The sequence below is a fragment of the Methylocystis sp. genome (assembly GCF_021731785.1).
In the GTDB taxonomy this organism is placed as follows: domain Bacteria; phylum Pseudomonadota; class Alphaproteobacteria; order Rhizobiales; family Beijerinckiaceae; genus Methylocystis.
In genome coordinates this window covers 1-24,359 of sequence record NZ_JAKFWS010000034.1, presented here as the reverse complement: position 1 = coordinate 24,359, position 24,359 = coordinate 1, and the positions used below count along the sequence as shown (strand labels likewise).

Sequence of the window (24,359 nt, the reverse complement as noted above, 5' to 3'; positions counted from 1 at the left end):
CGGCCACGCGGGCTGACGCGGGCCGGGCTCGGGAATGCATCGCTGTGGCGGCGAATGTTCCCGAGACTACCGCGCGCCAAGGCAGCCCACAAGCTTCACTGCCAAGCCCCGAGCGCGACGCGCGCTTGCTGCGCCTCGATTATCTCGCGGAGCTGGGCGACGGCCTTGTCATAGCCGGCGCGGCGCTTGTTGCGGGCGCGTCTGCCGAAAACCTTCACGTTGTCGAACTTTCTCTGCGACAGGCGCGTGCGACCGTCATTGAAGGCGTCGCCGCATATCGCAGCCTAGCGCCGCAGCCCGGGCCGGGGCCGGAATTGATCGCGCAAGCGGCTCGCGAATATCGGCGAGGCCGGCGATGACGGCGCTGTTCTCGACAGGTGGATCGCTTCGCCCGCTTCGCCCGCCGCAACCGCCACCAATCGAGCCAGACCCCGACGCGCTGGCGCTCTGGCGCAGCGCCGAGCCAATCATAGGGACCGTCGCCGAGCACTATCTGCAGGCGCGCGGTATCACGACAGAGCCGCCGCCTTCGCTGCGCTACCTCCCGGCTTATGAGCACATAGCGGGGCGCATCTATCTGCCCGCCATTTGCGCGGCGCTACAGGCCGGCGACAGACGCATCACCGCCGTGCAAGTCACGATGATCGATCCGCGCGGCGACCGCAAAGCGCAGGTGCGCTTTCCGCGCAAGACCTTTGGCCGCATGCACGACGGCGCCGTGAGGCTCGGATCCGCCGGCGAGGCGCTCGGGCTTTCGGAAGGAATCGAAACCGGCCTTAGCGCTATGGAACTCTTCGGCGTGCCCGTGTGGTGCGTCCTTGGCGCGGCGCGAATGCACAGCGTCACCATTCCTGACGACGTGCGCGAGCTGCACATTTTCGCCGATGCTGACGAAGCTGGCGCGACCGCAGTCAATAAAACGATCGAGGCGCACCGCCGACGCCGCGTCATCGTCCATCGGCCTTTGTCGCCCGGCCAAGACTTTAACGACGCGCTCGGCGCGCTCACTCAGGAGTGCGCTTGGTGAATCAGCACGCCAAAATCGAGACAGTCGAAGTCATTGAGCCGCGCCCGCCAGCATATAGCGACGATGCGCTCGCGCTGCGCTTCGTCGACAAGCACGCCGGCGACCTTCGTTACGTCGCCAAATGGGGACAGTGGCTTTCGTGGCGCGGGACGCATTGGCGATTCGACGATACACTCCGCGCATTCGATATGGCGCGCGCCGTATGTCGCGGAGCCGCGACCGAGTGCAACAAACCAAAAATCGCCAGCGTCATTGCAAGCGCGAAAACCGTTGCCGCAGTCGAACGGCTTGCAAAGTCCGATAGGCGCATCGCGGCGACCATAGATCAATGGGACGCCAACCCTTGGCTCTTGAACGCGCCGCGCGGCGTCATAGACCTACGCAACGGCGAGCAGCGACTGGCGCGGCCCGAAGACTATTGCACGAAAATCACCGCCGTCTCGCCAGGCGGCGAGTGCCCGCGCTGGCTTCAGTTCCTCGACGAAATCACCGCCGGCGACCTCGACCTTCAAGCCTATCTGTGGCGCGTCTGCGGCTACGCGCTCACCGGCGTCACCCGCGAGCACGCGCTGTTCTTCGGATATGGGACTGGGGGCAATGGCAAGTCAGTTTTGCTTAAAACCGTCGCCGATATACTTGGCGGTCACTATCACAAAACCGCGCCTATAGAGACCTTCACCGCGACTAACACGGACCGCCATCCGACCGACCTCGCCGGATTGCTCGGCGCGCGCCTCGTCACAGCTATCGAGACCGAAGAGGGAAGACGCTGGGCCGAGTCGAAAATCAAAACACTGACGGGTGGCGACAAGGTTTCGGCGCGCTTCATGAGACAAGACTTTTTCGAGTTTGTCCCGCAGTTCAAACTTTTCATTGCCGGCAATCACAAGCCGGGCTTGCGTTCAGTGGACGAAGCAATCCGCCGTCGCTTCCACCTTATCCCCTTCACCGTAACAATACCGCCGGAACGGCGCGACGAAGAGCTACAGGAAAAGCTCAAAGCCGAGTGGCCGGCCATCCTGCAATGGATGATCGAAGGTTGCCGCGAATGGCAGCGCGAAGGACTGAAGCCACCGCAGGCCGTGCGCGATGCGACGGCCGCCTATCTCGAAGCCGAAGACGCCATCGCCGCATGGATTGACGACAAGGCCGAACGGGACGGGCGAGCTTGGGAGTCGCTCGCCGATCTATTCGCCTCTTGGAGCGGCTGGGCGGAACGCGCCGGGGAGTTTGTTGGGCCGCAAAAGCGCTTCGCCGATAATCTCGAAACGAGGGGCTTTGTTCGCCATAAACGCATGACTGGCCAAGGCTTTTTCGGCTTGCGCCTGAATACCCCGACCTATCGGGATGTCGAAACATGACGCAAATGACGCTCTCTGGGATTAGGGCGTATCGCGCGCGCGCGCGTGACGGTGGATATGCGATCCAGCGTCATTTGCGTCATGTTTTCACGGAAACCGCCGGAAATCCGGCATTTCTCACGCTCGCCCCGCCGCGAGGCCGCGCGTGACGCCCGTCGACGAAATTCGCCGCGAGCTAGCTGCGCAAGAGCTAGCGATCGAAGAGCTTCGCGCTGCGCTCGCCACGGCTGAGGCTGCTGAGCGGACGGACGCGATCGAATCCGGATTGGCGCTTTATGAGGGTGAGCTGTGGACGCGCGCGTCGGCGCTCGCCGTCGACTTGCGTTCTTACGCGGGCAATGGCTGGCGGCGCGAACATGCACTCGCCTCCCTTGCGGATAGCGCGCCTTCGAAGCGTCGCGCGTGGCATCGAATTTTGCGCAGCAGTCGCGGCGGTGCGCCGATCGGCGCGCGCCGGATTTCCGACCTCGCCAAATTGAAATTTTTCGCGCTTCCAATTTCAACGCGCGGCATGTGATTCTCAAAATCACTGGCAGAAACGAGCGGGGAACAAATGGGCGTTTTCAGTTTTATCCAGCCGCCAAAGAAGTCGTCGCCCGCAGCGGCAATCGCGGAAATGGAAGCAAACCTCGCCCGTCTGCGCGCCGAGCACAAAACCGTCGCCGGCATCGTTGAAAATCACGGCCAGCGTCGCGCCGAAATGCTGCTCTCGGACGCCGCCGACGCCGACATTGCGCAACTCGACGCCGCCGCAAACCTCGCGCAAATTCGACTGGAAAGGCTGGAGCTCGCCGAACTCGAATTAATCGAGCGAATCGAGGCAGCGCGCGACTCCGCCGATAGGTCACGTAAGGCCGCCGAGCTTGAGGCCGCAGCCACGGCGATCGGGCCGGCCACGAAAAACTTGGAAACGGCGCTCGCGCCTGTCGCGGAAGCCTTCGCCGCTCTCGCCAGATCGATCCCGCCGGAAAGCGGCTTGAAGGTATTTTGCGACGCGAGCACGCTGCCGCAGCCGGCAACCCCTGAATCTCTCGCGCGAATAATTCTAGCCGCCGCCATTCACGATGCGCTTCCGGCCGCATTCGAAATGCGGAAGCAAAACCCGGCGCTCATGGCTCATGGCGCTGGCGTCGAGCGCGCGCTGAGCATCCACACGAAAATCGGCGAATTATTGCTGCCGCGCTGCGCTGGCCTCGTCGGCGAAGAGGCCGTCATTCTTTCGGGGGCCGACACAGCCCGAACGCTCATCGTCGAGCCGCTGAAACGCCGCGCGCAGGAGTTACGCGCTGGCGACGCCGAGGCGTCGTGAAGTTCCGGCGGCGGTTCCGCAACACCGCAGCCGGCCGGGCGCGTCGTTTCAATCCAGAGCGACGCGCCCACACTAACTAAGGAGACGACAAAATGAATGTTGAACAAGCGAGTAGAGCCGGCGCGCGTGCCGGACTGCTAGGCGAGGGAGCGCCGCAAGGCTTCGACCGATGGCCGACTGAGTCGCAATTGGCGTTCACCGAAAGCTACGGACGCGGACGCCATTGCCGCCGCGTCGCCGAAGGCAAAGAACACGCAACGGCAGCCGCGCCAAGCATCCCAAGCTATGCGACGACGCGAGAGCAACTCGCCGCAGAGTTTCGGAACCGCAGCGATCTGCAGCAAGAGTTTCTATCGGAGACGGACTTCGTCGCCTTCGCGCTGGCGGAGCGCTCGGGCAAGCTGCGCATCTTGCGGCGCGCCGCTTCGTAAGCCGCGTCACCGCTGCCGCTCGCCAGCCGCCCTTGGGCGACCGGGTCCTTCTGGGGGTTTTTTTGCCATCGAGGGGGCACGGGGCCCGGGGGAGAGACCTACACAGAATTTATGTAATGGGGTTTAATTCCCATCAATAAGGAGTGAAATCCTTGGCAGCGGGCGAAATAAAGACGGCCGAACTGGCAAAAATGGTCGGAATTACCGTGCAAGCTCTAGGGCAACATGAGCAGCGAAAAATAATAAAAAAATCTCGCCGTGGATTTTATCCCCATCCGCAGGCAATTCAGTCCCTATTCGGGCATTATCGCGAGCAGGCCGCCGGCCGCGCCGGTTCGTCATTAACGCAGGCTCGCACCGATTTGGCGAATGCGCAAAAGGATGCCGTTGAACTAAAGAACGCCATAACGCGCGGCGAATATTTGCTTGCGACAGAAGTCGAGGCCGAATGGAGCGACGTTTTGTCATCGATTAGGGCGCGTATGTTGGCGCTCGCCTCCGACATTGCGCAGCTACTCCCGCATCTGTCGAAACATGACATCCTGGCGATCGATTCCGCGATCCGCGACGCGCTCCACGAAGCCGCCGACGCTCTCGGGGCTGACGGCGGGGAGGCCGAAGGCAAATGACGCTCGCCGAAAAAGATGAAACCAAGCGAATAGTAGACTTAGTGCTCTCGCAGTGCGCGGCATGTGCGACTGCCGATCAAACGCGCGGCCTCGCGATGAAATTTGTGCATGGCGGCGCCGCGGCGCTTGTCTCGACGGCGGGTTACGACTTCGCGCTCGATTTTATGAAAAAGCTGACTGCTATCCTCGAAAGAGAAGCCGAGGAAGAACGCCGCGCGGCGATGAATTGAAGCGCGCGCACAGGCCGATCCATGCCGTCGCCAGTGATCGCCCCGACCACGGATGGGCATCCTCGGCGCCGATCCGACGTGAGTTCCCCTAGTCGACGAGTCCCCTGCCGAAAGGATCATTCCCGTGTTTCAAGTAAAATTCCTGTGTTGGAATAGCCCGCATCTAGCGGCCGATACATGACGCCCAAATGAGGTGCGCGATTTTGGATCACTCGCGCGTCGCGCGGGACTGTCACGCCGCAAGCGCGCAACGCCTTAACTTCAGTAGAGGTCAGTGCGCGCCCAAATCCCCCAGCCGGGACGTCGTGGCGCAGAATTTTAAAATTATTTTTCATATCGTTACCCCAAGGGATTGCGTGGCGCGCGCCTAAGCGAGCGCGATTCGGGACGGCTTGATCCTCCATATTAGTCGCCGGACCCTGCCGCCGCCAAGAGACGCCCCGACGCTGGATGTAAGCGCGGGGCGTTTTCGTTTCACTGTGCAACGGGCCGTCCGGCATCCTCGACATGCCTCGCGCGAGGATTTTTTGTGTTATCTGTGTTCGCAGCCGGCCGTTACCGTTCTTTACGGAATGGCGGACGGAATGGCGGACAGGCGGCAATTAGCGGTGGCGGTTTCAATGTGTTTTCAGGCAGATGCGGCACTAGTTTGCCGTCCTGCTGCCCCGACCAGCGCGAACGCCGCCGCGCTCTGTCACAAAGCGCCTTCGCGCGCAGCTCCAACAACGAGGCCATATGACCGCACGAATCTATCTCCCCGCGCCGAGCGCCACTCAGTCCGGCCCCGGGTCCGACATGTGGCGCCTCGACTTTGAGCCGGAGCTCCCGCGCAGCATCGAGCCGCTGATGGGCTGGACGAGTTCGGGCGATATGCGCCAGCAGGTGCGGCTCAATTTCGCGACCAAGGAGGAAGCGATCGCCTACGCGGAGCGCAACGGCCTCGCCTATCGCGTCGAAGAGCCGAGGCCCAATCTCGCCGCGCGGCGCGGCGTATCCTATTCAGATAATTTCAAAACCAGCCGCATCGGACTCTGGACGCATTGAGTTCCTTCGGCCCCGTAGCTCAGCCGGATAGAGCAACTGCCTTCTAAGCAGTAGGTCGCAGGTTCGAATCCTGCCGGGGTCGCCATATATGACTCTCCTGTCGAGCGTCGTCTGGCGCCGCATTCACCGTGGTGATACGGTGGGCGGCGTAAGCTGCGCCGTCGACGGCTCCGTAGCTCAGCCGGATAGAGCAACTGCCTTCGAAGCAGTAGGTCGCAGGTTCGAATCCTGCCGGGGTCGCCAGTCGAAGTTAAGTCGACGAGGACAGGCCGATGCGGCTCAACCGCCAGGGTGCGAAACGACTTGCCGGCGCGCTGGCTTTGGGAGTCGCCTTCATTTCGCCGCTCGACACTTTGGCGCAGGGCGATTTTTTAGATTTTCTGTTCGGACCGGATACGCCTTCGGCGTACCCGTCGCGCCGCTCCTGGCGCGTGATCCATCCGCGCCAGCGTCCGAGGCCTCGGCCGTCGAAAGCCTCGATTGGCTATGACAAGCCGGCTGCGGTCCTCGCAGAAGCGGATTCGATGTCGGGCGGCGGCTACTGTGTGCGGGCCTGCGACGGCTATTATTTTCCATTGATCAAGTCTTCGCTGATCTCCGGCCAGCAGTCGTGCGAACTCGCCTGTCCGTCGGCGCGCGTCCAGCTCTATGAGGGCGAAAGCATCGAGCAGGCGCGCAACGCCAAAGGGGATCGCTATTCGGCGCTGCCGGTCGCATTCAGCTTTCGTGACAAACAGACGGCGGGTTGCTCTTGCACCGACCCGGCCGCGTCTCATGACTATTACCTGCGGCTGTCTCGGAAGGACCCGACGTTGCGGACCGGCGACGTCGTCGTTGTACAGAATGGCGCGTTTGTTTTTAGCGGCTCCGATCTGGTGAGCGTCAGCCGCGCGCCCCGCCAGATCCGGGTGCGGCTCAGGGAGCTGCTGCCGCGCAAATTCGCGCCAAGGGACGCAAGCGCGTCTCTTTCCGAGGAAGACGCCGTCGCCTGGAACAAAACGCAACGGCATCCCAGATAATCGCGTCCGCCGCGTTTCGGCGCTTTACAGCTAGGGTTTGCCCGGTTATGTGCCCCGAAGCGGCGTGTGACAGTTTGGTGACGAAGATTCGGAGGCGAGAGCGCCATGCTGTCTTGGTTCCATGCGCTCCTGCCGAGAGAGGAGCGCTTCTTCGATCTTTTCGAGCGGCATGCGGAGACACTTGTCGCCGGAGCGCACGCCTTGCGCGAATTGCTGAACGGCGGCGATCGCGTGCTTGTGTGCTCTCAGGAAATCCGTCGTCAGGAGCATGAGGCCGACGCCATCACCCGCGAGGCGCATCTGGCGGTTCGCCGCACATTCATCACGCCTTTCGATCGCAGCGACATCCGCGACCTGATCACGGCGATGGACGACGCCATCGACCAAATGCATCAGACGGCCAAGGCCACGCTGCTCTACGAGACCCGCGAGTTCGAACCCGGTATGCGCCGCATGGGCGACATCATCGTCCAGTCGGCGGAATTAACGCGTGGCGCCATACCCTTGCTGCGGTCGATGCGTCAGAACGCCGGCAGGCTCAACGCCTTCAGCGAGGAGATTACGCGCATCGAGGACGAGGCCGACGCCATCCACGATCAGGGATTGAAGGAGCTGTTTCAGGCGCACCGTCATAAAGACACGATGGCGTTCATTGTCGGCGGGGAGATCTATGGCCATCTCGAAAGAGTCGTCGACGGCTTTGAGGACGTCGCCGATCGTGTCGCCGGCATTGTCATTGAGCATACTTAGGGCGCCCGCTTGCAGAACCTCTCGCCTTTTCTCCTGGGGCTCATCGTAGTCGCACTGATTTTTGATTTCTTGAACGGTCTGCACGACGCCGCCAATTCCATCGCGACGATTGTCTCGACGCGCGTTCTGCGTCCGCAATTTGCCGTGTTCTGGGCCGCCTTCTTCAACTTCATCGCCTTCCTGTTTTTTGGGCTTCATGTGGCGCAAACGGTCGGCGCGGGCATCGTCTCGCCGGAAATTGTCGACGACTTCGTCATTTTCGGCGCGCTGATGGGCGCGATCGTCTGGAATCTGATCACCTGGGGATTGGGCATTCCGTCGTCGAGCTCGCACGCGCTCATCGGCGGGCTGGTTGGCGCGGGCGTCGCCAAGGTCGGCGCCTCGGCGATCGTCTGGAACGGATTGCTCAAGACCACAGTCGCGATCGTTTTGTCGCCGGCGCTGGGATTCGTGCTGGCGCTCGCGCTGATCCTGCTGGTTTCCTGGCTTTTCGTACGGCGGACGCCCGGCGGCGTCGACGCGCTGTTTCGCATGCTGCAATTCGCCTCCGCCTCCCTTTACTCGCTGGGCCACGGCGGCAATGACGCGCAGAAAACCATGGGCGTGATCGCCGTGCTGCTGTATGCGCACGGAGCGCTCGACGGCGAGTTCCACGTGCCCTTTTGGGTCGTCATCGCCTGTCAGGCGGCCATGGGCCTTGGAACCTTGTTTGGCGGGTGGCGAATCGTGCACACGATGGGGTCGCGGATCACGCGGTTGACCCCGATGCAGGGGTTCTGCGCCGAGACCGGAGGCGCCATCACCCTGTTCCTGGCGACGGGCTTGGGAATCCCGGTGTCGACGACGCATACGATCACCGGCGCGATCGTTGGCGTTGGCGCGTCGCGGCGGGTTGCGGCGGTGCGCTGGAATGTCGCCAAGGACATCGTCGTCGCTTGGGTCATCACGATGCCCATGGCCGCTTTTGTTGCTGCGGCGTTCTACATGCTCGCGAGGTTTGTGGCATGAAGACGCCGAAACCCAAGAAGAAACGCGAGGGCGCCGGCCCTGTCCCGCGCACGCAATATGCAGCCTTGCCTTGGCGAATCAGAAATGGGCGCGTCGAGGTCATGCTGGTCACGTCGCGCGACACCAAGCGCTGGGTCATTCCGAAAGGCTGGCCGATGAAAGGCCGAAAACCGCACATCGTCGCGGCGATCGAGGCGGTGCAGGAAGCGGGACTCATCGGCAGGACGGAAAAAGCGAAGCTCGGCGACTTCGGCTATGAAAAACGCCTCAATAGCGGCGCGACGGTCGACTGCCGCGTCGAGGTGTTTTCTCTGCGCGTGCAGAAGCAACGCAAGAAATGGGCGGAGAAAAAGCAGCGCGCCACGCGCTGGTTCGACTGCGCCGTCGCCGCCGACCTTGTCGAAGAGCCTGAATTGCGCGACCTGATTCTCGGGTTCTGCAGCGCGCCAGCGCAGCAAAAGGCGTAGCGCGACCGTCCGAGCGCTTACGAAGGCGCGGGGCGCGCTCCTGAGAATACGAAACCGCTCTACCGCATTTGGGGCGACGGCGGATCGGCGCGCATCCAGCCCTTCGGCAACTTCATGCGCGCCGCCTTGCAAAATTCCGTCGGCTCGGCGGCTTTGGCGGTCTTGTCCCTTCTTGCCGGGCGAGGCCTGGCGGCGATGGCGGGGACGACCTTGTCGCCTTTGTTGTAGATCGTCTTATCCTTACAAACGTCGGGGCATTTGCCGATGACGTCGGACTTGTTCTGACCGCAGCCCTTGCAGGCGCATGTGAGGTTTGGGAAGTCCTGTCCGCTGGCCGCAAGCGCCGGCGCAACGCCCGCAATCAACCAGCCGCAGACGCCCGCATAAGCGGCTAACCGGGAAACGGCCATCATATCAGTTCTCCCTTCGAAAGACCTTCGTCGCACAGGAAATAGGAAGTTTGGAACATATTCTAAGCGGGACGCCTTTAGGAGACGTTGAGCCGGGCAAGCCCCGCCGCCAGATCCGCTTTTAGATCAGCGACATCCTCTAGTCCGATCGAGAAGCGCAGCGCAGGTCCCTCCGACGTCCAGCGCGTGGCGGTCCTGTAGGCGGCGCAGTTGAACGGCAGCACAAGGCTCTCATAGCCGCCCCAGGAAAAGCCGATGCCGAAGAGTTCCAGCCCGTCGACGAAAGCGGCGACCGCTTTTTGCGGCGCATCTTTGAGGATGACCGAAAATACGCCGGAAGCGCCGCTGAAGTCTCTTTTCCAAAGCTCATGGCCAGGATGCGTCGGAAGGGCGGGGTGCAGGACGCGCGAAACTTCCGGCCGGACCGCCAGCCATTGCGCGATGTCGAGCGCTGCGCGCTCCTGTTCGCGCAGGCGCAGCGCCATCGTGCGGAGCCCGCGCAAGGCGAGCGATGCGTCGTCGGGACTGGAGCCCATGCCGAAGGCGTTGAACGTCGCCCGCAGGCGCTTGGCCCATTTGGCGTTGGCGGAAACGAGGCCGATGAGAAGATCGGCGTGACCAGCGAGATATTTGGTGCCGGCTTCGACCGCGAGGTCGCAGCCGCGTTCGTGTGGTGGGAAGAGGAGGGGGGTCGCCCAGGTGTTGTCGGCGATCACGCAGGCGCCATGGGCGTGGGCGGCGGCGGCGATTGCAGGAATGTCCTGAACCTCCATGCTCTGCGAGCCTGGCGACTCGACGAGGACCGCGGTGGTCTCCGGCCTGATCATCGCGGCGATGGCGCCGCCGATCAGCGGGTCGTAATATTCGACCGTCACCCCGAAACGAGTGAGCAGGCCCTCGCAGAAGTTTCGCGTCGGCTGATAGGCGGAGTCGGCGATGAGCGCATGCGCGCCGGCGTGCGTCGCGGTCAGAAGCGCCAACCCGATCGCCGCGAGGCCCGAGGGCGTCAGCACGGTGTCGGCGCCGCCAGCGATTTCGCTCCAGGCCTGCTCAAGCGCGCGCGTCGTCGGCGTGCCCTTGGTGCCGTATGTATATGGCTGGCGTAGCCCCTCAAGCGCGGCGATCGTCGGAAACAGCACGGTCGAGCCGCGATAAACAGGCGGATTGACGAAGCCGAAATGTTCGAAGGGCGCGCGACCGGCTTGCGTCACAAGCGTGGCGGGCCTTAATTTATTCTTTGTCGCTCTCTCTTCTTCGGACATGCCGCCTCTGGGGACCTACATTACGCCGTCGCCGCGCGACCGTAATATATCCGCTGACCGATGCCGAGCCCGCCATGATGCGCCGCCTCATTTTCGTTTTCGCAGCGGCTTTCGTCGGCGCGATTATCGCGCCCGGCGCAGGGGCGCAAACTGATGTCGGTCCGACGCTCGCCCAAGTCGTAAAGCGCGGTTACATCATCTGTGGCGTAACGGCTGCCCCGGGGTTCGCCCAGCGCGACGGGGCGGGCGAGTGGCGCGGCTTTGACGTAGATTTCTGCCGCGCCGTTGCCAGCGCGGTTCTCGATGATCCGGCCAAAGCGCGATTCGTTGAACTTTCGCCGAAAGCGCGGGTTGGCGCGCTGCTGGCCGGCGCGGTCGATCTGGGCGCCAGCGCATCGCCGTGGACCCAGTCGCGCGATGCGGGACAAAAGCTCATCTACGCCGGCGTGTTTCTGTATGACGGACAGGGGTTTATCGTCCGCCGACAGCGCGGGTTCGATTCCATTCAAGAACTGGACGGCGCTTCGGTCTGCATCGAGCAGGGCACGCCATACGAGCTTGACGTCGCCGACTATTTTCGGGCCCGCAAGGCGAAATACGAGCCGAGGCTGTTCGCGAGCCTTGAGGATGCGGCCAAGGCATATGACGACGGGAAGTGCGACGCGCTGACGGCCGACGTCTCCACGCTGCATGGCGTCCGGATCGGCTTGACGGCGCCGGCGGACCACGCCGTTCTGGCCGACGTCCTGTCAAAGTCTCCGCGCGGGCCGCTGGTGCGGCAGGGCGACGACCAGTGGCTCAACATCGTCCGCTGGACGCTGTTTGCGATGATCGACGCTGAGGAGCTGGACGTATCCAAAGCGAACGCCGACGCTGCGTTATCGTCAGAAAAGCCGCAGATCCGGCGGTTGCTCGGCGTCGACGGCGCCCATGGCGACGATCTCGGTCTCTCGCAGGATTGGGCCTATCGCATCATCAAACATGTCGGCAATTACGCTGACGTTTTTGAGCGCAACCTCGGACAGGGCGCGCCTTTCGCGATGGAGCGGAGACTGAACGCATTGTGGAGCAAAGGCGGGCTGATGTATGCGCCGCCGGTCAGATAGACGGCTGGTCCGCGGCGGCCGCGTGATTTTTCGCCCACCAGTCGGCGAGCGCCTGGCGCTCGGGCGCTAAGTCTTCCGCCAGCGGCCCGGCGAAGGCGCGCCATTCCTCGCGGTAGTGGGGCGACACCGCTGCGATCACCGGAACGCGCGCCGTCATCGCCGCCCGGAAGGCGTCGCAGAGCCCGCCGCGCCCCGCCTCCTGTTTGGAGAATTTGCTGATCACGATGAGTTGCGCGCCGCCGCGGGCGGCGCGCTCGATCGCGGCGCAGGCAAGCGCCAATTCGCTCGTATCCAGATTGCAGGCGACCGAACCAGGGCCGAGATCCTGCGAGATCGAATAAGAGTCGCCGGTGGCGACGTCGCGCAGCATGATCCCTGATCGGCCGGCGACCCGCGTTTGCGTCACGCCGCCCACCCGCACGCCGCTCTGCATTAACTCTTCGGCGAACGCCTGCATCAATGACTGGACGCGGGCGCTGTCCTCAGCAGGCAAGGCCGCAATGCGCGTCCATCCGGCCGTAGCCGTCAGCAGGGCGCCGCTCAGATCATGAGATTCTTTGCTGTGGACCGACATCGAATCCTCGCCCGGCGCGTCGAAAGAGCTTATGTTCAGCTCGCGCGCTAAGCCTCTTGTTTATCAGAGCGCGGGACCGATTTTAAATGGAGCGTCAAAAGAAAACGACGTGAACCGCAGTGGGCGATCATTCACCTAAGCCGCCAACCGCTCAAGGTTCCGCTCAATCGGGGCCCGTCGACGCCTTCCTCGACAAAGCGAGGAGCGTCGCTGTCAACCCCTCGCGCGGCCGGCTGATATTCGCATTGGATGCGACGATGAGCAGGCAGCCGACCTGGGACATGGCGCAGTCGATTCAAGGCGAGATGTTCCGCACGACCGCCGCTCAGGGCGGGCTTGACGTTCAACTGGTCTACTTCCGCGGCTTGGGCGAATGCCGCGCCTCGCGCTTTGTTTCCGGAGGGGAGGGTCTCGGCGCGTTGATGTCGCGGATCGCCTGCCGAGGCGGACGCACGCAGATCGCCAAGGTCTTGCGCCACGCGCTCGACGAGTCGCGCGGCGCTCGCGTTGGGGCGCTCGTCTATATTGGCGACGCCATAGAGGAGCGGATCGACGCCTTGGCGCCGACGGCGGGAGAATTGGGATTGCTTGGAGTCAAGGCGTTCATGTTCCAGGAGGGCCAGGACGCCAACGTACAACACGCCTATCGCGAGATCGCGCGTTTGACCGGCGGCGCCTATGCGGCGTTCGATGTCGCCGCGCCGCGGCGATTGGCGGAATTGCTCGCCGCCGTGGCCGCCTACGCCGTCGGCGGCAGATTGGAGTTGGAGCGGCGCGCCGGCGAAGGCGAGCGCGCCGCCCGTCTGCTCCTGTCGCAGATCGGTTGAGGATAAGCGCATGCCCATTCTGATCGGACTTGTCGCCCTGGTCCTGACGATTATGGCGCTCAATGCCTATACGAAGACGTCGCCGGCTCTGTTGGCTGTCATTCTGAAGCGCGGCGGAGGCATTCTTGCGCTAGCGCTGGGCGGCCTGCTTCTCGCGCGCGGTCGCCTAGACCTCGGCATGGCTCTCCTTGGCTTTGGCGTGTGGCTCTCGGGGCTGAGCGGAGGGCTGCGCGGCTTTCGGAACGCCGGCGGCGGCGCGGGCGGCGTATCGCGGGTGCGATCTGCGATGATCGAAATGGAGCTCGACCATTCAACGGGCGCGATTCGCGGCGTCGTCCTTGCCGGACAACACGAGGGCGCGCATCTCGATTCCCTGGCGCGACCGGCGCTCCTCGAACTTTACGGCGTTTGCCGCCGCGACGACCCGGATGGCGCCAGGCTCCTAGAAGCTTATCTTGACCGCCGATTTTCCGGCTGGCGTTCGACAAGCGATGCGCACGTGGACTCGGGGGGCTTCCGCGCGGGCGAGGGCGGCGCGCGTCGCGCGGGCGCGATTTCGGAAGACGAGGCTTACGAGATTCTTGGCCTCAAGCGCGGCGCCGCCGCCGCGGACATTGCTCGCGCCCATCGCGATCTGATGAAGAAACTTCATCCAGATCTTGGCGGGACGACGGATCTTGCGGCCCGGGTAAACGAAGCCAAGGATGTCTTGATGCGGCGTCACCAGCACTGACGCCCGCCGTTCGCCGTAATTGTGATCCCAGGTCGTGGACATGTCGCAAATCAGTTCCTGGTCGTAAAGCAAGCGAAGCCGGAGCGCTTGAGCGCTTTGCAAGCGGATTGCGCCGTCTCTTCCTCAAGACCGGCAAAACGCGCGCGATAGAGCGTCCCGGTTCCCTTCTGCACCTTCTCGGTGAAGGCCATTGCAGTGGCGGGGAAGCCCTGAAGCTGGCTGCGCGCGCGCGCAAGCAATTGGTTGGCCTTTTCCTGGTCCTCGGTCGCCCCGACCTGGATCATCCAGCCTGGCCGCGCCGGACGATTGGCGTCGGCCTTGGCGACGAGCATTTTGGCGGCCGCGCCGCGGATGGCGGAAGGCGTCGTGGAGACGGGCGTAACGTCAATATTGTGCGCGCCGCTCGTCGTCGAACCATCGCGTGCAGCGACCGGCGGGACGCCGACACGCGGCTTGGAGTCCGGAGACGCTCCCTTGCGCTCTGGGTCGTAGGCGCCGGCCGTGCGCTTTTGCCCGCCGGAAACGAAGGCGGGACGAACGGCAGGTCGCGCGGCGTTTTCCTGCGAGGGAATGTCCTCCCTCGGGACCGGCGCGGCGACCCGTCGGCCGAACGGCTCCGGCTCCTCGACGAGGTTTTCCTGAGGTTCGGCGTAGGCCAATTGCTGGGAAGCCGCGTTCTGTTGGACGCGCTCCAAGGCGATCTTGGCGCGCGGCGTCCGGTCATCAACCAGCCGCTCCTGCGCTTCGCCGGCCCGCTGGTCTTCTGCTAGCGCCGCCGCTGTTCTAATGGCGGCGCCGCCGCCGATATTTTCCTCGATCAGCCCCGCCATGATTCTGTCCCGCGTGTAGGCGGTCTTGCCGCCCATCACCACCGCGACGATGTGATGTCCATGTCGGCGCACGGAAGTCAGAAGATTGAAGCCGGACGCGCGCGTGTAGCCGGTCTTGATGCCGTCCATGCCTTCGACCTGGCCGAGCAGATGATTGTGGTTTCGATGCACCGCGCCGTTGTAGGCGAAGCTCGGCGTCGAGAAATATCGGTAGTAGCGGGGAAAGCGGTCCTGGATCGCGCGTCCGAGCACTGCAAGATCATACGCCGTCGTCACCTGGTTCGGATCGGGAAGACCTGACGCGTTCTCATAATTGGTGTTGCGCATGCCGAGGGCGTGAGCCTTGTGCGTCATCATTTGCGCGAAGCTATGCTCATCGCCTGACACGTTCTCTGCGATCGCGCAGGCGATGTCATTGGCGGATTTGGTGACGACCGCCTTGATCGCGTTTTCCACGCTGATCGTCTGGCCGGGGCGCAAGCCCAACTTGGTGGGCGCCTGCGCCGCCGCGTGTTGGGAAATCATGAGAGGCGAATCCAGGCGTAACCGGCCCTTCTCCAGTTGCTCGAATAGGAGATAGAGCGTCATCACCTTTGTGACCGACGCAGGATGGCGCAGTTCGTGCTCTGAGCGCGAATAAAGCGTGCGACCGCTGTTGGCGTCGACGACGATGGCTGAAAAGCCGCGATGCTCGCCGATGACAGGGTCGCCGGCGGCGTTGGCGCGCGTTCGTGCGGCAGAGACGCGCTCGTTAAAGTCGATATGGTGGTGACGCCAGCTTCGGCGCGCCTCGGCCGGGACCGCCGACATCGCCCCAAGGAAGAGAATCGTGGCGACGCCTGCCGCAAGGGAGCGGGACCGCGACAGGTTGTCCGGCAAACTCGATCTCACCATAAACGCGCCCCTTCACTTCACCGTTGTTCGCGCAATCGCCCAGCCGCGCCAAAGTGACGGTTAGTCAGACTAACGGCTAGCGGTTACCCGCGGGTTAAGCCTCATACAAAGGCGCCCCAGATTATTGCGTCGCAACATTTTTAATTGACTTTATTTTGTGCAATGCATATAAAATAAATCGGGCGCATTAGGCCGCATAGGGCGCCTTTGCGCCAAAATCATGAGGGCGAACAATGGTAGCTTCCTTAGACAGCGTTCAGAAACTGGGCAAAGAGCAGTTTGAAGCCGTTTCCGCCGCCGCGGCTGCGGTGACAAAGGGCTGGCAGAGCATCGCCGCCGAAACCACCGACTATTCCAAGAAGTCCTTCGAGAAGAGCCGCGTCCTGGCTGAAAAGCTGATTGCGGTCAAGAAGTTGGACGAAGCTCTCCAGCTTCAGTCCGAGTTCGCTAAGAGCGCCTATGAGGATTTCCTCGCCGAGGCGACCAAGCTCGGAGAGCTCTACACATCGATGGCCAAGGAAGCGTTCAAGCCGATCGAGTCTGCGACAAAAGCCTATAGCCCTGCCGAGTAATAGGGGCTAAACACGTCCGTCAGAAACGCAGATAGGACGTTCGGCCGGGAATGGGGCTTACGCTTCTGCCCGGCGTCGCCGGCCGCCGGTTCGCGCCCTTTAGCTGAGTCAATCCAGCAGCGCGCGAACGGCCGGCTTAAGCGAAGGAGAAGCGTAATGAATCATCGAAAGCCGGCGATGGTCGCCGGCGCGCTGTTTGGCGCTGTCCTGTCGACCGCTCCGATCTCTGCGGCGTTTGCGCAGGACTTGCGCATCGGCTGTTCGCTCGTCCACCAATATGGCGGCGCGGAAGTGAGCGTCGTGATCGAGCAGGTTCGCTCGAGCGTCGGCGAGAGCGAGGCGAACGCCCTTCACGCCAAATATATTGGCCTCAAGAACGACTGCAATTCGAATCAGAACGCGTCTCGCGTGGTTCGCCTGTCTCCCGCGATGCACCGGCTTCTCGCCGAATATGGCGTGAACGTCCACCACTTCGCGGTTTCTCAGCGATAGCCTGGCGCGGCTCGCGAAAAAGCGGACGCCGTTTTTCCCGTAGAGCGCGCTCAAAGCTTCTGGAACCGACCAATTCGTCTGCGTTTGGGCTCTTGCGCCCAAACGCGGCGTGACGTCGTCTTCGCCCGAGCTGGCGTCGACGGCAGGGCGCAGCGATTTGTGGATCTGGGGACAGCGGCGGGCGCGGAGTTTCGATACGGGGCGCGACACTGTAGAATTCGTTCCGAATCCGCCCCGCGCCCTCAAGGCTCCAGAATATGCCAGCCGCCGAAGCCGGCTTTGTTCATCTGCACCTCCACACCGCATATTCGCTGCGCGAAGGCGCGCTTGCGATCGGCAAGCTCATCGACCTTGCGGTGCGCGATGAGCAGCCGGCGCTCGCCGTAACCGACACCAATAATCTTTTCTCGGCCCTCGAATTTTCGGAAAAGGCGGCGAAGGCTGGAATTCAGCCGATTGCCGGGGCGCAGCTTCGCGTCGATTTCGGCGACGGGAAGGGCGGGACCGGCTCAGCCCGAGACGATCGCTTCGCCAATATCGTGCTGCTCGCCAAGACCGAGGCGGGGTATCGCAATCTGATGCGTCTCGCCTCGCGCGCCTTCCTCGACACGGCGCAGGGCGAGGACCCGCATGTGACGCTCGACGCCCTTGCCGCCGACGCGCAGGAGCTGATCGCGCTGACCGGCGGACCGGATGGCGCATTGGACCGCGCGCTCGCGAACGGCAGTCTGGAGCAGGCGCGCTTGCGCCTTGCCGCGCTCGAACGACTATATGGCGACCGGCTCTATGTCGAAATACAGCGGCACAATGCGCCGACCGAACGGGAGGTCGAGCCGCAGCTGCTCGACCTCGCCTATCGTCGCGGGCTGCCGCTCATTGCGACCAACGAACCCTTTTTTGCTCAGCCCGGCGATTTCGAAGCTCACGACGCGCTGCTGTGCATCGCCGAAGGCGCGGTGGCGAGCGCCGACGACCGACGGCGCGTTTCGCCGGAGCATTATTTCAAGACCCGCGTGCAGATGCGCGCGCTTTTCGCCGACCTTGAAGAGGCGACCGCCAATACGCTGGAGGTCGCCCGCCGCGTCAGCTTCCGGCCGCAGACCCGCAAGCCGATCATGCCGCGCTTCGTGCAGGAAACGCGCGACGCCGCGTCCCTCGACGAGATCGAAGCGCGGGAGTTGCGCCGACAGGCGGCTGAAGGGCTTGAGCAGCGTCTTGCGGCGCACGGTCCGGCGGCAGGGCGAACGCGCGAGGATTACGCCGCGCGGCTCGATTTCGAACTCTCGGTCATCGAGAAAATGCGCTTCCCGGGTTATTTCCTGATCGTCTCGGATTTCATCAAATTCGCGAAGTCTCAAGGCATTCCGGTTGGCCCCGGCCGCGGCTCAGGAGCCGGGTCGCTGGTCGCTTATGCGCTGACCATCACTGATCTCGATCCGATTCGCTTCGGGCTTTTCTTCGAGCGTTTTCTCAATCCCGAACGAACGTCGATGCCGGATTTCGACATAGACTTCTGCCAGTCACGGCGCGGCGAAGTGATCGACTATGTGCGCGAGCGTTATGGCGCCGACCGCGTCGCCCAGATCATCACTTTCGGCTCCTTTCTCGCGCGCGGCGTTCTGCGCAGCGTCGGACGCGTGCTGGAAATGCCGCTCGGACAGGTCGACAAGCTCGCCAAGCTGGTTCCCCAAAACCCCGCGAAACCCGTCACCCTCGCCGAGGCGCTGGCAAGCGAGCAGAAATTGCGCGAGGCCGTGGAAGAAGACGAGCGCGTGCGCCGCCTGTTCAAGATCGCCGGGTCGCTCGAGGGGCTCTATTCCAACGCCTCCACCCATGCCGCCGGCGTCGTGATCGGCGACCGGCCGCTGCATGAGGTGACGCCGCTCTACCGCGATCCGAAATCCGACATGCCGGCGACCCAGTTCAATATGAAATGGGTAGAGCCCGCGGGACTCGTCAAATTCGACTTTCTCGGGCTGAAGACGCTGACGGTCATCTCGACCTGCGTCGCGCTGCTCGCCAAGCGCCGGATTACGCTCAATCCAACCGCCATACCGCTCGACGACGAACCGACGTTCGAGCTTCTGCGGCGCGGCGAGACGGTCGGCCTGTTTCAGGTGGAAAGCGCCGGCATGAAAAAGGCGCTGGTCGACATGCGCCCCGACCGTTTCGAGGACCTCATCGCGCTTGTCGCGCTTTATCGGCCGGGCCCCATGGCCAATATCCCGACCTATTGCGCGCGAAAGCTCGGCGACGAACCAATCGAATACGACCATCCCGAATTGGAGCCGATTCTGAAGGAGACCTTCGGCGTCATCACCTATCAGGAGCAGGTGCAGCAGATCGCCAAGGACCTCGCCGGCTACAGTCTCGGACAGGCCGACATTCTGCGCCGAGCCATGGGCAAGAAGATCAAGGCGGAGATGGACGCGCAGCGCGAACGCTTCGTCTCCGGCGCGACCGCGCACGGGATTGCGAAATCAACCGCCGACGCGATTTTCGACGCCTGCGCCAAATTCGCCGAATATGGGTTCAACAAGTCGCACTCGGCGCCCTACGCCTTCATCACCTATCAAACGGCCTATCTGAAGGCCCATTATCCTGCGGAATTTCTTGCCGCCTCGATGACCTTCGACAAGAGCCAGACCGACAAGCTCGCCGAGTTTCGCGACGAGGCGCGGCGGATGGGCGTCGCCGTTGGGCCGCCCTCGATCAATTATTCGGGAGTGGATTTCGACGTGGCGGTCGGCCCCGACGGAACGCTCGCCATCCGCTACGCCTTTTCGGCGATCAAGGGCGTCGGCGAGGGGCAGGCCGAGTCCCTCGTGCGCGCGCGGGGAGAGCGCGGATTCGCGAGTCTCGCCGATGTCGCGAAACGGCTGAACCCGCGCGAAGTCAATAAGAAGACGCTCGAAAGTCTCGCGGCCTGCGGCGCCTTTGACGAAATCGAGCCCAATCGCGCGCGGGTCTTCGCCGCGATCGAGCCGATGCTCGCCGCCGCCAACCGGCATGTCGAAGACCGCAAGGCCGGCCAAAACGCGCTGTTCGGCGAAGCGGAGCCGGCTGACCTTGCCGTTCCCAAAACGCCGCCCTGGCCAGCCGCGGAAACCCTGCGGCGCGAATATGAAGCGGCCGGCTTCTTCCTCTCGGGCCATCCGCTCGACGCTTACGCCAGTCTGATGCCCAAGCTGCGCGTCTCGCGCTGGAGCGAGTTCGCCGCCTCGGTCAAGCGCGGCGCGACCGCCGGCCGACTGGCCGCCGTGGTCCTGGACCGCGCCGAGCGGCGCACCAAGTCCGGCTCGAAAATGGGAATCGTGCAGCTTTCCGACGTGAGCGGCCAATATGAAGCGATCCTCTTTCAGGAAGGGCTGACGCAATATCGCGATCTCCTGGAGAAGGGCGCGGCGGTGCTCGTCACCCTCTCCGCGGCTGTCGAGGGCGAGGACGTGCGCGCCCGCATTGTCACGGTCGAACCTTTGGCCGCCGCGGCGGCCAGGGCGCAGAAAGGTCTGCGCGTCGTGGTCGGCGACGAGAGCCCGCTGGACAGGATCAAGACGCGACTGACCGGACGCGGTGACGGCGAAGTGTCCGTCCTGCTCAAGCGCGAGCAGGGACAGGAGGAGATCGAGATTCGGCTGCCGGGAACCTATCCGGTCAATCCTGACGTCGCCGGCGCGCTGCGCGCCATACCGGGCGTGCTGGAGGTCGAATATGTATGAGACGACGAACCTCACCATAAACTATAAGTTTAAGTTATAATAAATTGATCATAAAAGCCTATACGTCTTGGAATATCGGATACAGACTCTAGGTTTTCCTGTGGCGAGCTTGGGAACAAAAAGCCGCCGCAATGGTTGATTGAGCGTCACCCCGCGTAGCGACATTCCTGACTCGCAGGAGATATCCATGGATGCGATGCTCTCCGCCGCCGCCGCCCTCGTTGGCGCGCCCAACGCGCAATTCCTCGCTCTGCTGCTCATCGGCGGCGCTATCGGTTGGTGCGCGACGAAGCTTCCGCATCTGATGAATTCTAACGTTGCTGCCGGGGCGTTGCTGCTTTCCGCGGTGACGGGAGGATGGTTGGCGGCTGAACTCGCCGTACGCGCCGGCGTTGGCCCCCGCGGCGCCGATGCGGTGCTGATCGCTGGCGCGATTGGCGCGGCGCTATTTTGCGCCGGATGTCGCGCGCTGCACCACGCACACGGATCGCCGCACGGCTCGCCGGAGGACATTGCGGTTCGCCATTGACGCGCCTAGCTTGGAGGGTGAAGGAGACTCTCCGCTTTTGACCGTCATCGACCTATTGAACGACGATCCCCGGAAAATGCGGGGCGCATCGCCCCTGCGTCATCCGGAGAAGGCTGGCCGGCCGGACGGACCAATTCTGCGCAAGCCGCCGTGGATCCGCGTCAAGGCGCCCGGCTCCAAGGCCTGGGCGGAGACCAGCGGCCTGTTGAAAGACGCCGGCCTCGCGACCGTATGCCAGGAGGCGGCCTGTCCCAACATCGGCGAATGCTGGGAGAAAAAGCACGCGACCTTCATGATCATGGGCGACATTTGCACGCGCGCCTGCGCGTTCTGCAATGTCGCGACGGGAATGCCGGCGGCGCTCGATCCGACCGAGCCGGGCAGGTTGGCCAAAGCCACCCGCGCTCTGAGCTTGTCGCATGTTGTCGTGACGTCGGTCGATCGCGACGATCTCGACGACGGCGGGGCGGCCCATTTCGCCGAAACCATCGCCGCCATCAGGTCGGCATGTCCCGAGACGACGATCGAAGTACTGACCCCTGATTTTCTGAGAAAACCTGGCGCGCTGGAGCTTGTGGTCGCAGCCGGTCCCGACGTGTTCAACCACAATCTCGAAACCGTTCCGTCGCTCTATGTGACGGTGCGGCCGGGCGCGCGTTATTTTCACTCGCTGCGTTTGCTGCAGCGCGCCAAGGAGCTGAACCCGTCGCTTTTCACCAAATCCGGGATCATGGCGGGGCTCGGCGAAAGCCGCATCGAAGTGATGCAGGTGATGGACGACATGCGTTCGGCCGACGTCGACTTCATCACTATCGGCCAATATCTGCAGCCGACGCGCAAGCACCATGCGATCGAGCGCTTCGTGACGCCGGAGGAGTTCGACTCCTATAAGGCGATCGCCTACGCCAAGGGCTTTCTCTATGTCGCGTCGTCGCCGCTCACCCGCTCGTCGCATCATGCGGGCGACGATTTCGCCAAAATGCGCGCGGCCCGTGAACAGCGTCTCGCAACGTGCGGAGCGAATCCCTCCCCTTGACGGGGAGGGTGGTTCGCGAAGCGAGTCGGGTGGGGTATGACGTCCTCGGACGCAGACCGCGTGACGCGGCGCCGCCTATTAGGTCGATTGAGCGCCAAGCGCCGTCGAGATTTCCGCGAGCGTCGCGCGTTCGGAGTCAGTGACCTTCACGCCGCCAAAGCCCAGAAATCCGCCTTCGACGCCGGCCTCCGCCACGAGATTGGCGATCTGGTTGAGCCAGTCCTTGAAGGCTTTCGACTCACTGGGCGCCTTTGAATCGAGGATCGACGCGGTGCGGCGCAATTCGCCGAGCGCTCGGTCCTTGAACTCGTTCAGCTTCGCGCCGTCCACCACATTCTTCACGCCGTCCCGCGCGGCGGCGCGTCCGTCTGGCGTTAACAGATCATTGACGACCGCCTTGATCAGCGCATCCGCATTCGGATCGGATTTCGCCGTGGCCAAAGCCTTGGCGCTCGCAAACCCCTCCTGCAAGGTGCCGATAAAGCCGCTGGGATCGCCGGCGCTGACCGCGAAGCCCGCAAGCAGCGGCGATTCCAGGATTTTCTTCCACTCGTCGGCCGTAAAATTGGATTTGTCCGCCATTGTTTCCTCCCATGTAATGTTGCGCATATCTGGAGCCAGCGAGAACGCGTCTATAAAACTGCGCTCCGCCGGGATTGTTCCCGGCGGGCCAACGCCGGCTTTTGCCGCTGCCGCGTCGATGAATTAGAAGCTTGGCCTCATGAAGAGTTTCCGCAACCGTCGCCACGTGCCGCACAGCGCCCGGGAGATGTTCGCGCTGGTGCGCGAGGTCGAGTCCTATCCGCAGTTCGTGCCGCTTTGCGAAGCCGTCCGCGTCCGGCGCCGTACGGAAATTGCGCCGGGGATCGACGTGTCATTCGTAGAGATGCAGGTCGGCTTCAAAGCGATCTGCGAACGCTATGTGAGCCGGGTCAGCTGCGATTCCAATAAGCTCGACATCAGGGTCGAATGCGCCGAAGGACCGTTTCGAACGCTCGATAATCGCTGGACTTTTCGCGACGAGCCGGGCGCGAGCGCGGTCGCGCCCCGGTCGACGGTCGAATTCTTCATCGCTTATGAATTCAGGAGCGCGGCGCTTGGGATGCTGATGGGCGCGATGTTCGACAGGGCGTTTCACAAATACGCCGACGCTTTCGTCAAGCGCGCGGATGAGGTTTACGGCCGCCGCTGAGCGAACGCGACGGCACGCATCATCATGTCAAGCGCCTGTGCGACGGAGGCGGCGCGGATTTCGTCGCGGGTAAGCGGTCCAAAGCGCCGCTCGATATGGTCGACCGCGCCGCCGCGGCGCGCGCAGGCGAAATGAACGACGCCCACCGGCTTGTCCGCCGAGCCGCCGCCAGGTCCGGCGACTCCTGTGACCGCCACGGCGACATCGGCGAGAGATCGATCGACCGCGCCCAGCGCCATGGCGCGGGCGACCTCGGCGCTGACCGCGCCATAAGCTGCGATCAGTTCGTCGGGGACGCCAAGCATCTCGGACTTGGCGACGTTGGAATAGGTGACGAAGCCGCGATCGAAAACGTCGGAAGCGCCGGCGATTTCGGTGAGCGCCGCGGCGACCAGTCCGCCGGTGCAGGATTCGGCCGTCGCTAGGCGCAGGCCCTTGGCGCGGGCCTCGTCGAGCAGCCTGCTAGCTTTTACGTATATCGTATCTTGAGCCATTACGTATCTCGTAAATCTGAATTACGTATCTCATACAATTCTCCTCGAACGGCTCAGGCAGTCATTCCCGACGCGCGCAAAGCGCGCGATCGGGAATCCAGAGCAAAACCAGCTCTTGGATTGGCTCTGGATTCCTCCGCTAAGGCCTTCGGCCTGCTGGAGATGACACGGCCCAGCCGAACAGATCAGCCGAATGCGTATCATAAATCGTGCGTCGGCTTGCCGCGCAGCGCCTTCACGTCGCCGCGCTGCTTCTTGCCGGCGAGCCGCCTCAGCTTGGAGCCGAGCGTCGGCCGGGTTTTCTTGCGGGGCGGGGGCGGCGGGGCGGCGGCCGCGCGGATGAGATCGATGAGGCGTTCGAGCGCGTCGGCACGGTTGCGCTACTGCGTGCGATAGCGCCGCGCCTCGATCAGG

28 protein-coding genes, 2 tRNA genes and 1 pseudogene are annotated in these 24,359 nt (G+C 63.3%); 24 read left to right on the top strand and 7 right to left on the bottom strand.

The features are described 5' to 3' along the window. Positions 1–125 precede the first annotated feature (125 nt). From QZ964_RS06840 to QZ964_RS06770, 15 genes are all read left to right on the top strand, one after another. Positions 126–359 carry a hypothetical protein gene (locus QZ964_RS06840; protein ID WP_292530251.1) on the top strand — a complete coding sequence of 78 codons (234 nt, stop codon included), beginning with the start codon at positions 126–128 and terminating at the stop codon, positions 357–359. After that, complete coding sequence (locus QZ964_RS06835; protein WP_292530249.1) at positions 356–1,027, top strand: toprim domain-containing protein; 672 nt, start codon at positions 356–358, stop codon at positions 1,025–1,027. The genes QZ964_RS06840 and QZ964_RS06835 overlap by 4 nt, the downstream gene beginning before the upstream one ends. Then, positions 1,024–2,388, top strand: a complete 1,365-nt coding sequence (locus QZ964_RS06830) for a phage/plasmid primase, P4 family (RefSeq protein ID WP_292530245.1) — start codon at positions 1,024–1,026, stop codon at positions 2,386–2,388. The genes QZ964_RS06835 and QZ964_RS06830 overlap by 4 nt, the downstream gene beginning before the upstream one ends. Positions 2,389–2,533: 145 nt before the next feature. After that, complete coding sequence (locus tag QZ964_RS06825; protein ID WP_292530242.1) at positions 2,534–2,905, top strand: hypothetical protein; 372 nt, start codon at positions 2,534–2,536, stop codon at positions 2,903–2,905. A gap of 36 nt (positions 2,906–2,941) precedes the next feature. Continuing rightward, a complete protein-coding gene (locus tag QZ964_RS06820; RefSeq protein WP_292530239.1) occupies positions 2,942–3,697 on the top strand; it encodes a hypothetical protein in 756 nt (251 codons plus the stop codon). Between the two features lie 92 nt (positions 3,698–3,789). Then, positions 3,790–4,128: a hypothetical protein gene (locus QZ964_RS06815; RefSeq protein WP_292530237.1), complete on the top strand. Its 339-nt coding sequence runs from the start codon at positions 3,790–3,792 to the stop codon at positions 4,126–4,128. Between the two features lie 362 nt (positions 4,129–4,490). After that, positions 4,491–4,757, top strand: a complete 267-nt coding sequence (locus tag QZ964_RS06810) for a hypothetical protein (RefSeq protein ID WP_292530235.1) — start codon at positions 4,491–4,493, stop codon at positions 4,755–4,757. Continuing rightward, positions 4,754–4,987, top strand: coding sequence for a hypothetical protein (locus tag QZ964_RS06805; RefSeq protein WP_292530232.1), 234 nt, complete (start codon positions 4,754–4,756; stop codon positions 4,985–4,987). Before QZ964_RS06810 ends, QZ964_RS06805 begins: the two co-directional genes overlap by 4 nt. Before the next feature lie 735 nt (positions 4,988–5,722). Then, the gene (locus tag QZ964_RS06800; protein ID WP_292530229.1) at positions 5,723–6,031 is read left to right on the top strand and encodes an ETC complex I subunit; all 309 of its coding nucleotides are present in this window, start codon (positions 5,723–5,725) and stop codon (positions 6,029–6,031) included. A gap of 8 nt (positions 6,032–6,039) precedes the next feature. Continuing rightward, positions 6,040–6,116: transfer RNA gene (locus QZ964_RS06795), tRNA-Arg, on the top strand. 81 nt (positions 6,117–6,197) lie between these two features. Next, a tRNA-Arg gene (locus QZ964_RS06790) sits at positions 6,198–6,274 on the top strand. 29 nt (positions 6,275–6,303) lie between these two features. Continuing rightward, the gene (locus QZ964_RS06785) at positions 6,304–7,050 is read left to right on the top strand and encodes a DUF2865 domain-containing protein (RefSeq protein ID WP_292530227.1); all 747 of its coding nucleotides are present in this window, start codon (positions 6,304–6,306) and stop codon (positions 7,048–7,050) included. A 105-nt stretch (positions 7,051–7,155) separates the two neighbouring features. Next, positions 7,156–7,800, top strand: coding sequence for a DUF47 domain-containing protein (locus QZ964_RS06780; protein ID WP_292530225.1), 645 nt, complete (start codon positions 7,156–7,158; stop codon positions 7,798–7,800). Between the two features lie 9 nt (positions 7,801–7,809). Beyond that, complete coding sequence (locus tag QZ964_RS06775; protein WP_292530224.1) at positions 7,810–8,808, top strand: inorganic phosphate transporter; 999 nt, start codon at positions 7,810–7,812, stop codon at positions 8,806–8,808. Continuing rightward, complete coding sequence (locus tag QZ964_RS06770) at positions 8,805–9,275, top strand: NUDIX hydrolase (RefSeq protein WP_292530221.1); 471 nt, start codon at positions 8,805–8,807, stop codon at positions 9,273–9,275. Before QZ964_RS06775 ends, QZ964_RS06770 begins: the two co-directional genes overlap by 4 nt. Positions 9,276–9,334: 59 nt before the next feature. On the opposite strand, the gene QZ964_RS06765 is transcribed toward QZ964_RS06770, so the two are convergent. Both QZ964_RS06765 and metC read right to left on the bottom strand, forming a co-directional pair. Then, positions 9,335–9,688 (bottom strand): hypothetical protein, encoded by a 354-nt coding sequence (locus QZ964_RS06765; RefSeq protein WP_292530218.1) that lies wholly within the window; start codon positions 9,686–9,688, stop codon positions 9,335–9,337. A 74-nt stretch (positions 9,689–9,762) separates the two neighbouring features. Then, complete coding sequence (gene metC, locus QZ964_RS06760; RefSeq protein ID WP_292530216.1) at positions 9,763–10,947, bottom strand: cystathionine beta-lyase; 1,185 nt, start codon at positions 10,945–10,947, stop codon at positions 9,763–9,765. A 74-nt stretch (positions 10,948–11,021) separates the two neighbouring features. Between metC and QZ964_RS06755 the strand changes: the two genes are divergently transcribed. Further along, positions 11,022–12,053, top strand: a complete 1,032-nt coding sequence (locus QZ964_RS06755) for an amino acid ABC transporter substrate-binding protein (RefSeq protein WP_292530213.1) — start codon at positions 11,022–11,024, stop codon at positions 12,051–12,053. Here QZ964_RS06755 and QZ964_RS06750 read toward each other — a convergent pair. Next, positions 12,046–12,627, bottom strand: coding sequence for a DUF2478 domain-containing protein (locus QZ964_RS06750; protein ID WP_292530212.1), 582 nt, complete (start codon positions 12,625–12,627; stop codon positions 12,046–12,048). The genes QZ964_RS06755 and QZ964_RS06750 overlap by 8 nt on opposite strands. 257 nt (positions 12,628–12,884) lie before the next feature. Here QZ964_RS06750 and QZ964_RS06745 point away from each other — a divergent pair, with 257 nt between their 5' ends. Next, the gene (locus tag QZ964_RS06745) at positions 12,885–13,454 is read left to right on the top strand and encodes a VWA domain-containing protein (protein ID WP_292530210.1); all 570 of its coding nucleotides are present in this window, start codon (positions 12,885–12,887) and stop codon (positions 13,452–13,454) included. Between the two features lie 10 nt (positions 13,455–13,464). Next, positions 13,465–14,187, top strand: coding sequence for a DnaJ domain-containing protein (locus QZ964_RS06740; RefSeq protein ID WP_292530208.1), 723 nt, complete (start codon positions 13,465–13,467; stop codon positions 14,185–14,187). Between the two features lie 50 nt (positions 14,188–14,237). On the opposite strand, the gene QZ964_RS06735 is transcribed toward QZ964_RS06740, so the two are convergent. Then, positions 14,238–15,911 carry an SPOR domain-containing protein gene (locus QZ964_RS06735; protein WP_292530206.1) on the bottom strand — a complete coding sequence of 558 codons (1,674 nt, stop codon included), beginning with the start codon at positions 15,909–15,911 and terminating at the stop codon, positions 14,238–14,240. A 233-nt stretch (positions 15,912–16,144) separates the two neighbouring features. On the opposite strand from QZ964_RS06735, the gene QZ964_RS06730 reads away from it, so the two are divergent. The 5 genes from QZ964_RS06730 to lipA all read left to right on the top strand — a co-directional run bounded on the left by QZ964_RS06730 (position 16,145) and on the right by lipA (position 22,259). After that, positions 16,145–16,483 carry a phasin family protein gene (locus QZ964_RS06730; RefSeq protein ID WP_292530204.1) on the top strand — a complete coding sequence of 113 codons (339 nt, stop codon included), beginning with the start codon at positions 16,145–16,147 and terminating at the stop codon, positions 16,481–16,483. A 156-nt stretch (positions 16,484–16,639) separates the two neighbouring features. Further along, a complete protein-coding gene (locus tag QZ964_RS06725; RefSeq protein WP_292530202.1) occupies positions 16,640–16,975 on the top strand; it encodes a hypothetical protein in 336 nt (111 codons plus the stop codon). A gap of 257 nt (positions 16,976–17,232) precedes the next feature. After that, positions 17,233–20,694 (top strand): DNA polymerase III subunit alpha, encoded by a 3,462-nt coding sequence (gene dnaE, locus QZ964_RS06720; protein WP_292530200.1) that lies wholly within the window; start codon positions 17,233–17,235, stop codon positions 20,692–20,694. Between the two features lie 187 nt (positions 20,695–20,881). Further along, positions 20,882–21,223 carry a hypothetical protein gene (locus QZ964_RS06715; RefSeq protein ID WP_292530198.1) on the top strand — a complete coding sequence of 114 codons (342 nt, stop codon included), beginning with the start codon at positions 20,882–20,884 and terminating at the stop codon, positions 21,221–21,223. Positions 21,224–21,299: 76 nt separating this feature from the next. Next, positions 21,300–22,259 carry a lipoyl synthase gene (lipA, locus tag QZ964_RS06710; RefSeq protein WP_292530371.1) on the top strand — a complete coding sequence of 320 codons (960 nt, stop codon included), beginning with the start codon at positions 21,300–21,302 and terminating at the stop codon, positions 22,257–22,259. A 78-nt stretch (positions 22,260–22,337) separates the two neighbouring features. Here lipA and QZ964_RS06705 read toward each other — a convergent pair whose 3' ends face one another. Beyond that, positions 22,338–22,841, bottom strand: a complete 504-nt coding sequence (locus QZ964_RS06705; RefSeq protein WP_292530196.1) for a hypothetical protein — start codon at positions 22,839–22,841, stop codon at positions 22,338–22,340. Between the two features lie 139 nt (positions 22,842–22,980). Here QZ964_RS06705 and QZ964_RS06700 point away from each other — a divergent pair, with 139 nt between their 5' ends. Further along, positions 22,981–23,451: an SRPBCC family protein gene (locus QZ964_RS06700; RefSeq protein WP_292530194.1), complete on the top strand. Its 471-nt coding sequence runs from the start codon at positions 22,981–22,983 to the stop codon at positions 23,449–23,451. Here QZ964_RS06700 and QZ964_RS06695 read toward each other — a convergent pair. Together QZ964_RS06695 and QZ964_RS06690 are read right to left on the bottom strand one after the other, a co-directional pair. Continuing rightward, a complete protein-coding gene (locus QZ964_RS06695; protein WP_292530192.1) occupies positions 23,436–23,945 on the bottom strand; it encodes a CinA family protein in 510 nt (169 codons plus the stop codon). The two genes, QZ964_RS06700 and QZ964_RS06695, sit on opposite strands and share 16 nt — an antisense overlap. A 200-nt stretch (positions 23,946–24,145) precedes the next feature. After that, positions 24,146–24,359, bottom strand: a pseudogene (locus tag QZ964_RS06690) (aminoacyl-tRNA hydrolase); the annotation flags it as partial.

Bases quoted from the DNA above. Each gene is read 5' to 3' on its own strand.
- metC (WP_292530216.1), bottom strand. From the start codon at position 10,947: ATGTCCGAAGAAGAGAGAGCGACAAAGAATAAATTAAGGCCCGCCACG.
- QZ964_RS06785 (WP_292530227.1), top strand. From the start codon at position 6,304: ATGCGGCTCAACCGCCAGGGTGCGAAACGACTTGCCGGCGCGCTGGCT.
- QZ964_RS06735 (WP_292530206.1), bottom strand. From the start codon at position 15,911: ATGGTGAGATCGAGTTTGCCGGACAACCTGTCGCGGTCCCGCTCCCTT.
- QZ964_RS06770 (WP_292530221.1), top strand. From the start codon at position 8,805: ATGAAGACGCCGAAACCCAAGAAGAAACGCGAGGGCGCCGGCCCTGTC.
- lipA (WP_292530371.1), top strand. From the start codon at position 21,300: ATGCGGGGCGCATCGCCCCTGCGTCATCCGGAGAAGGCTGGCCGGCCG.
- QZ964_RS06705 (WP_292530196.1), bottom strand. From the start codon at position 22,841: ATGGCGGACAAATCCAATTTTACGGCCGACGAGTGGAAGAAAATCCTG.
- QZ964_RS06695 (WP_292530192.1), bottom strand. From the start codon at position 23,945: ATGGCTCAAGATACGATATACGTAAAAGCTAGCAGGCTGCTCGACGAG.
- QZ964_RS06780 (WP_292530225.1), top strand. From the start codon at position 7,156: ATGCTGTCTTGGTTCCATGCGCTCCTGCCGAGAGAGGAGCGCTTCTTC.
- QZ964_RS06765 (WP_292530218.1), bottom strand. From the start codon at position 9,688: ATGATGGCCGTTTCCCGGTTAGCCGCTTATGCGGGCGTCTGCGGCTGG.
- QZ964_RS06745 (WP_292530210.1), top strand. From the start codon at position 12,885: ATGAGCAGGCAGCCGACCTGGGACATGGCGCAGTCGATTCAAGGCGAG.
- QZ964_RS06820 (WP_292530239.1), top strand. From the start codon at position 2,942: ATGGGCGTTTTCAGTTTTATCCAGCCGCCAAAGAAGTCGTCGCCCGCA.
- dnaE (WP_292530200.1), top strand. From the start codon at position 17,233: ATGCCAGCCGCCGAAGCCGGCTTTGTTCATCTGCACCTCCACACCGCA.
- QZ964_RS06750 (WP_292530212.1), bottom strand. From the start codon at position 12,627: ATGTCGGTCCACAGCAAAGAATCTCATGATCTGAGCGGCGCCCTGCTG.
- QZ964_RS06730 (WP_292530204.1), top strand. From the start codon at position 16,145: ATGGTAGCTTCCTTAGACAGCGTTCAGAAACTGGGCAAAGAGCAGTTT.
- QZ964_RS06740 (WP_292530208.1), top strand. From the start codon at position 13,465: ATGCCCATTCTGATCGGACTTGTCGCCCTGGTCCTGACGATTATGGCG.
- QZ964_RS06755 (WP_292530213.1), top strand. From the start codon at position 11,022: ATGATGCGCCGCCTCATTTTCGTTTTCGCAGCGGCTTTCGTCGGCGCG.
- QZ964_RS06725 (WP_292530202.1), top strand. From the start codon at position 16,640: ATGAATCATCGAAAGCCGGCGATGGTCGCCGGCGCGCTGTTTGGCGCT.
- QZ964_RS06700 (WP_292530194.1), top strand. From the start codon at position 22,981: ATGAAGAGTTTCCGCAACCGTCGCCACGTGCCGCACAGCGCCCGGGAG.
- QZ964_RS06815 (WP_292530237.1), top strand. From the start codon at position 3,790: ATGAATGTTGAACAAGCGAGTAGAGCCGGCGCGCGTGCCGGACTGCTA.
- QZ964_RS06805 (WP_292530232.1), top strand. From the start codon at position 4,754: ATGACGCTCGCCGAAAAAGATGAAACCAAGCGAATAGTAGACTTAGTG.
- QZ964_RS06800 (WP_292530229.1), top strand. From the start codon at position 5,723: ATGACCGCACGAATCTATCTCCCCGCGCCGAGCGCCACTCAGTCCGGC.
- QZ964_RS06715 (WP_292530198.1), top strand. From the start codon at position 20,882: ATGGATGCGATGCTCTCCGCCGCCGCCGCCCTCGTTGGCGCGCCCAAC.
- QZ964_RS06835 (WP_292530249.1), top strand. From the start codon at position 356: ATGACGGCGCTGTTCTCGACAGGTGGATCGCTTCGCCCGCTTCGCCCG.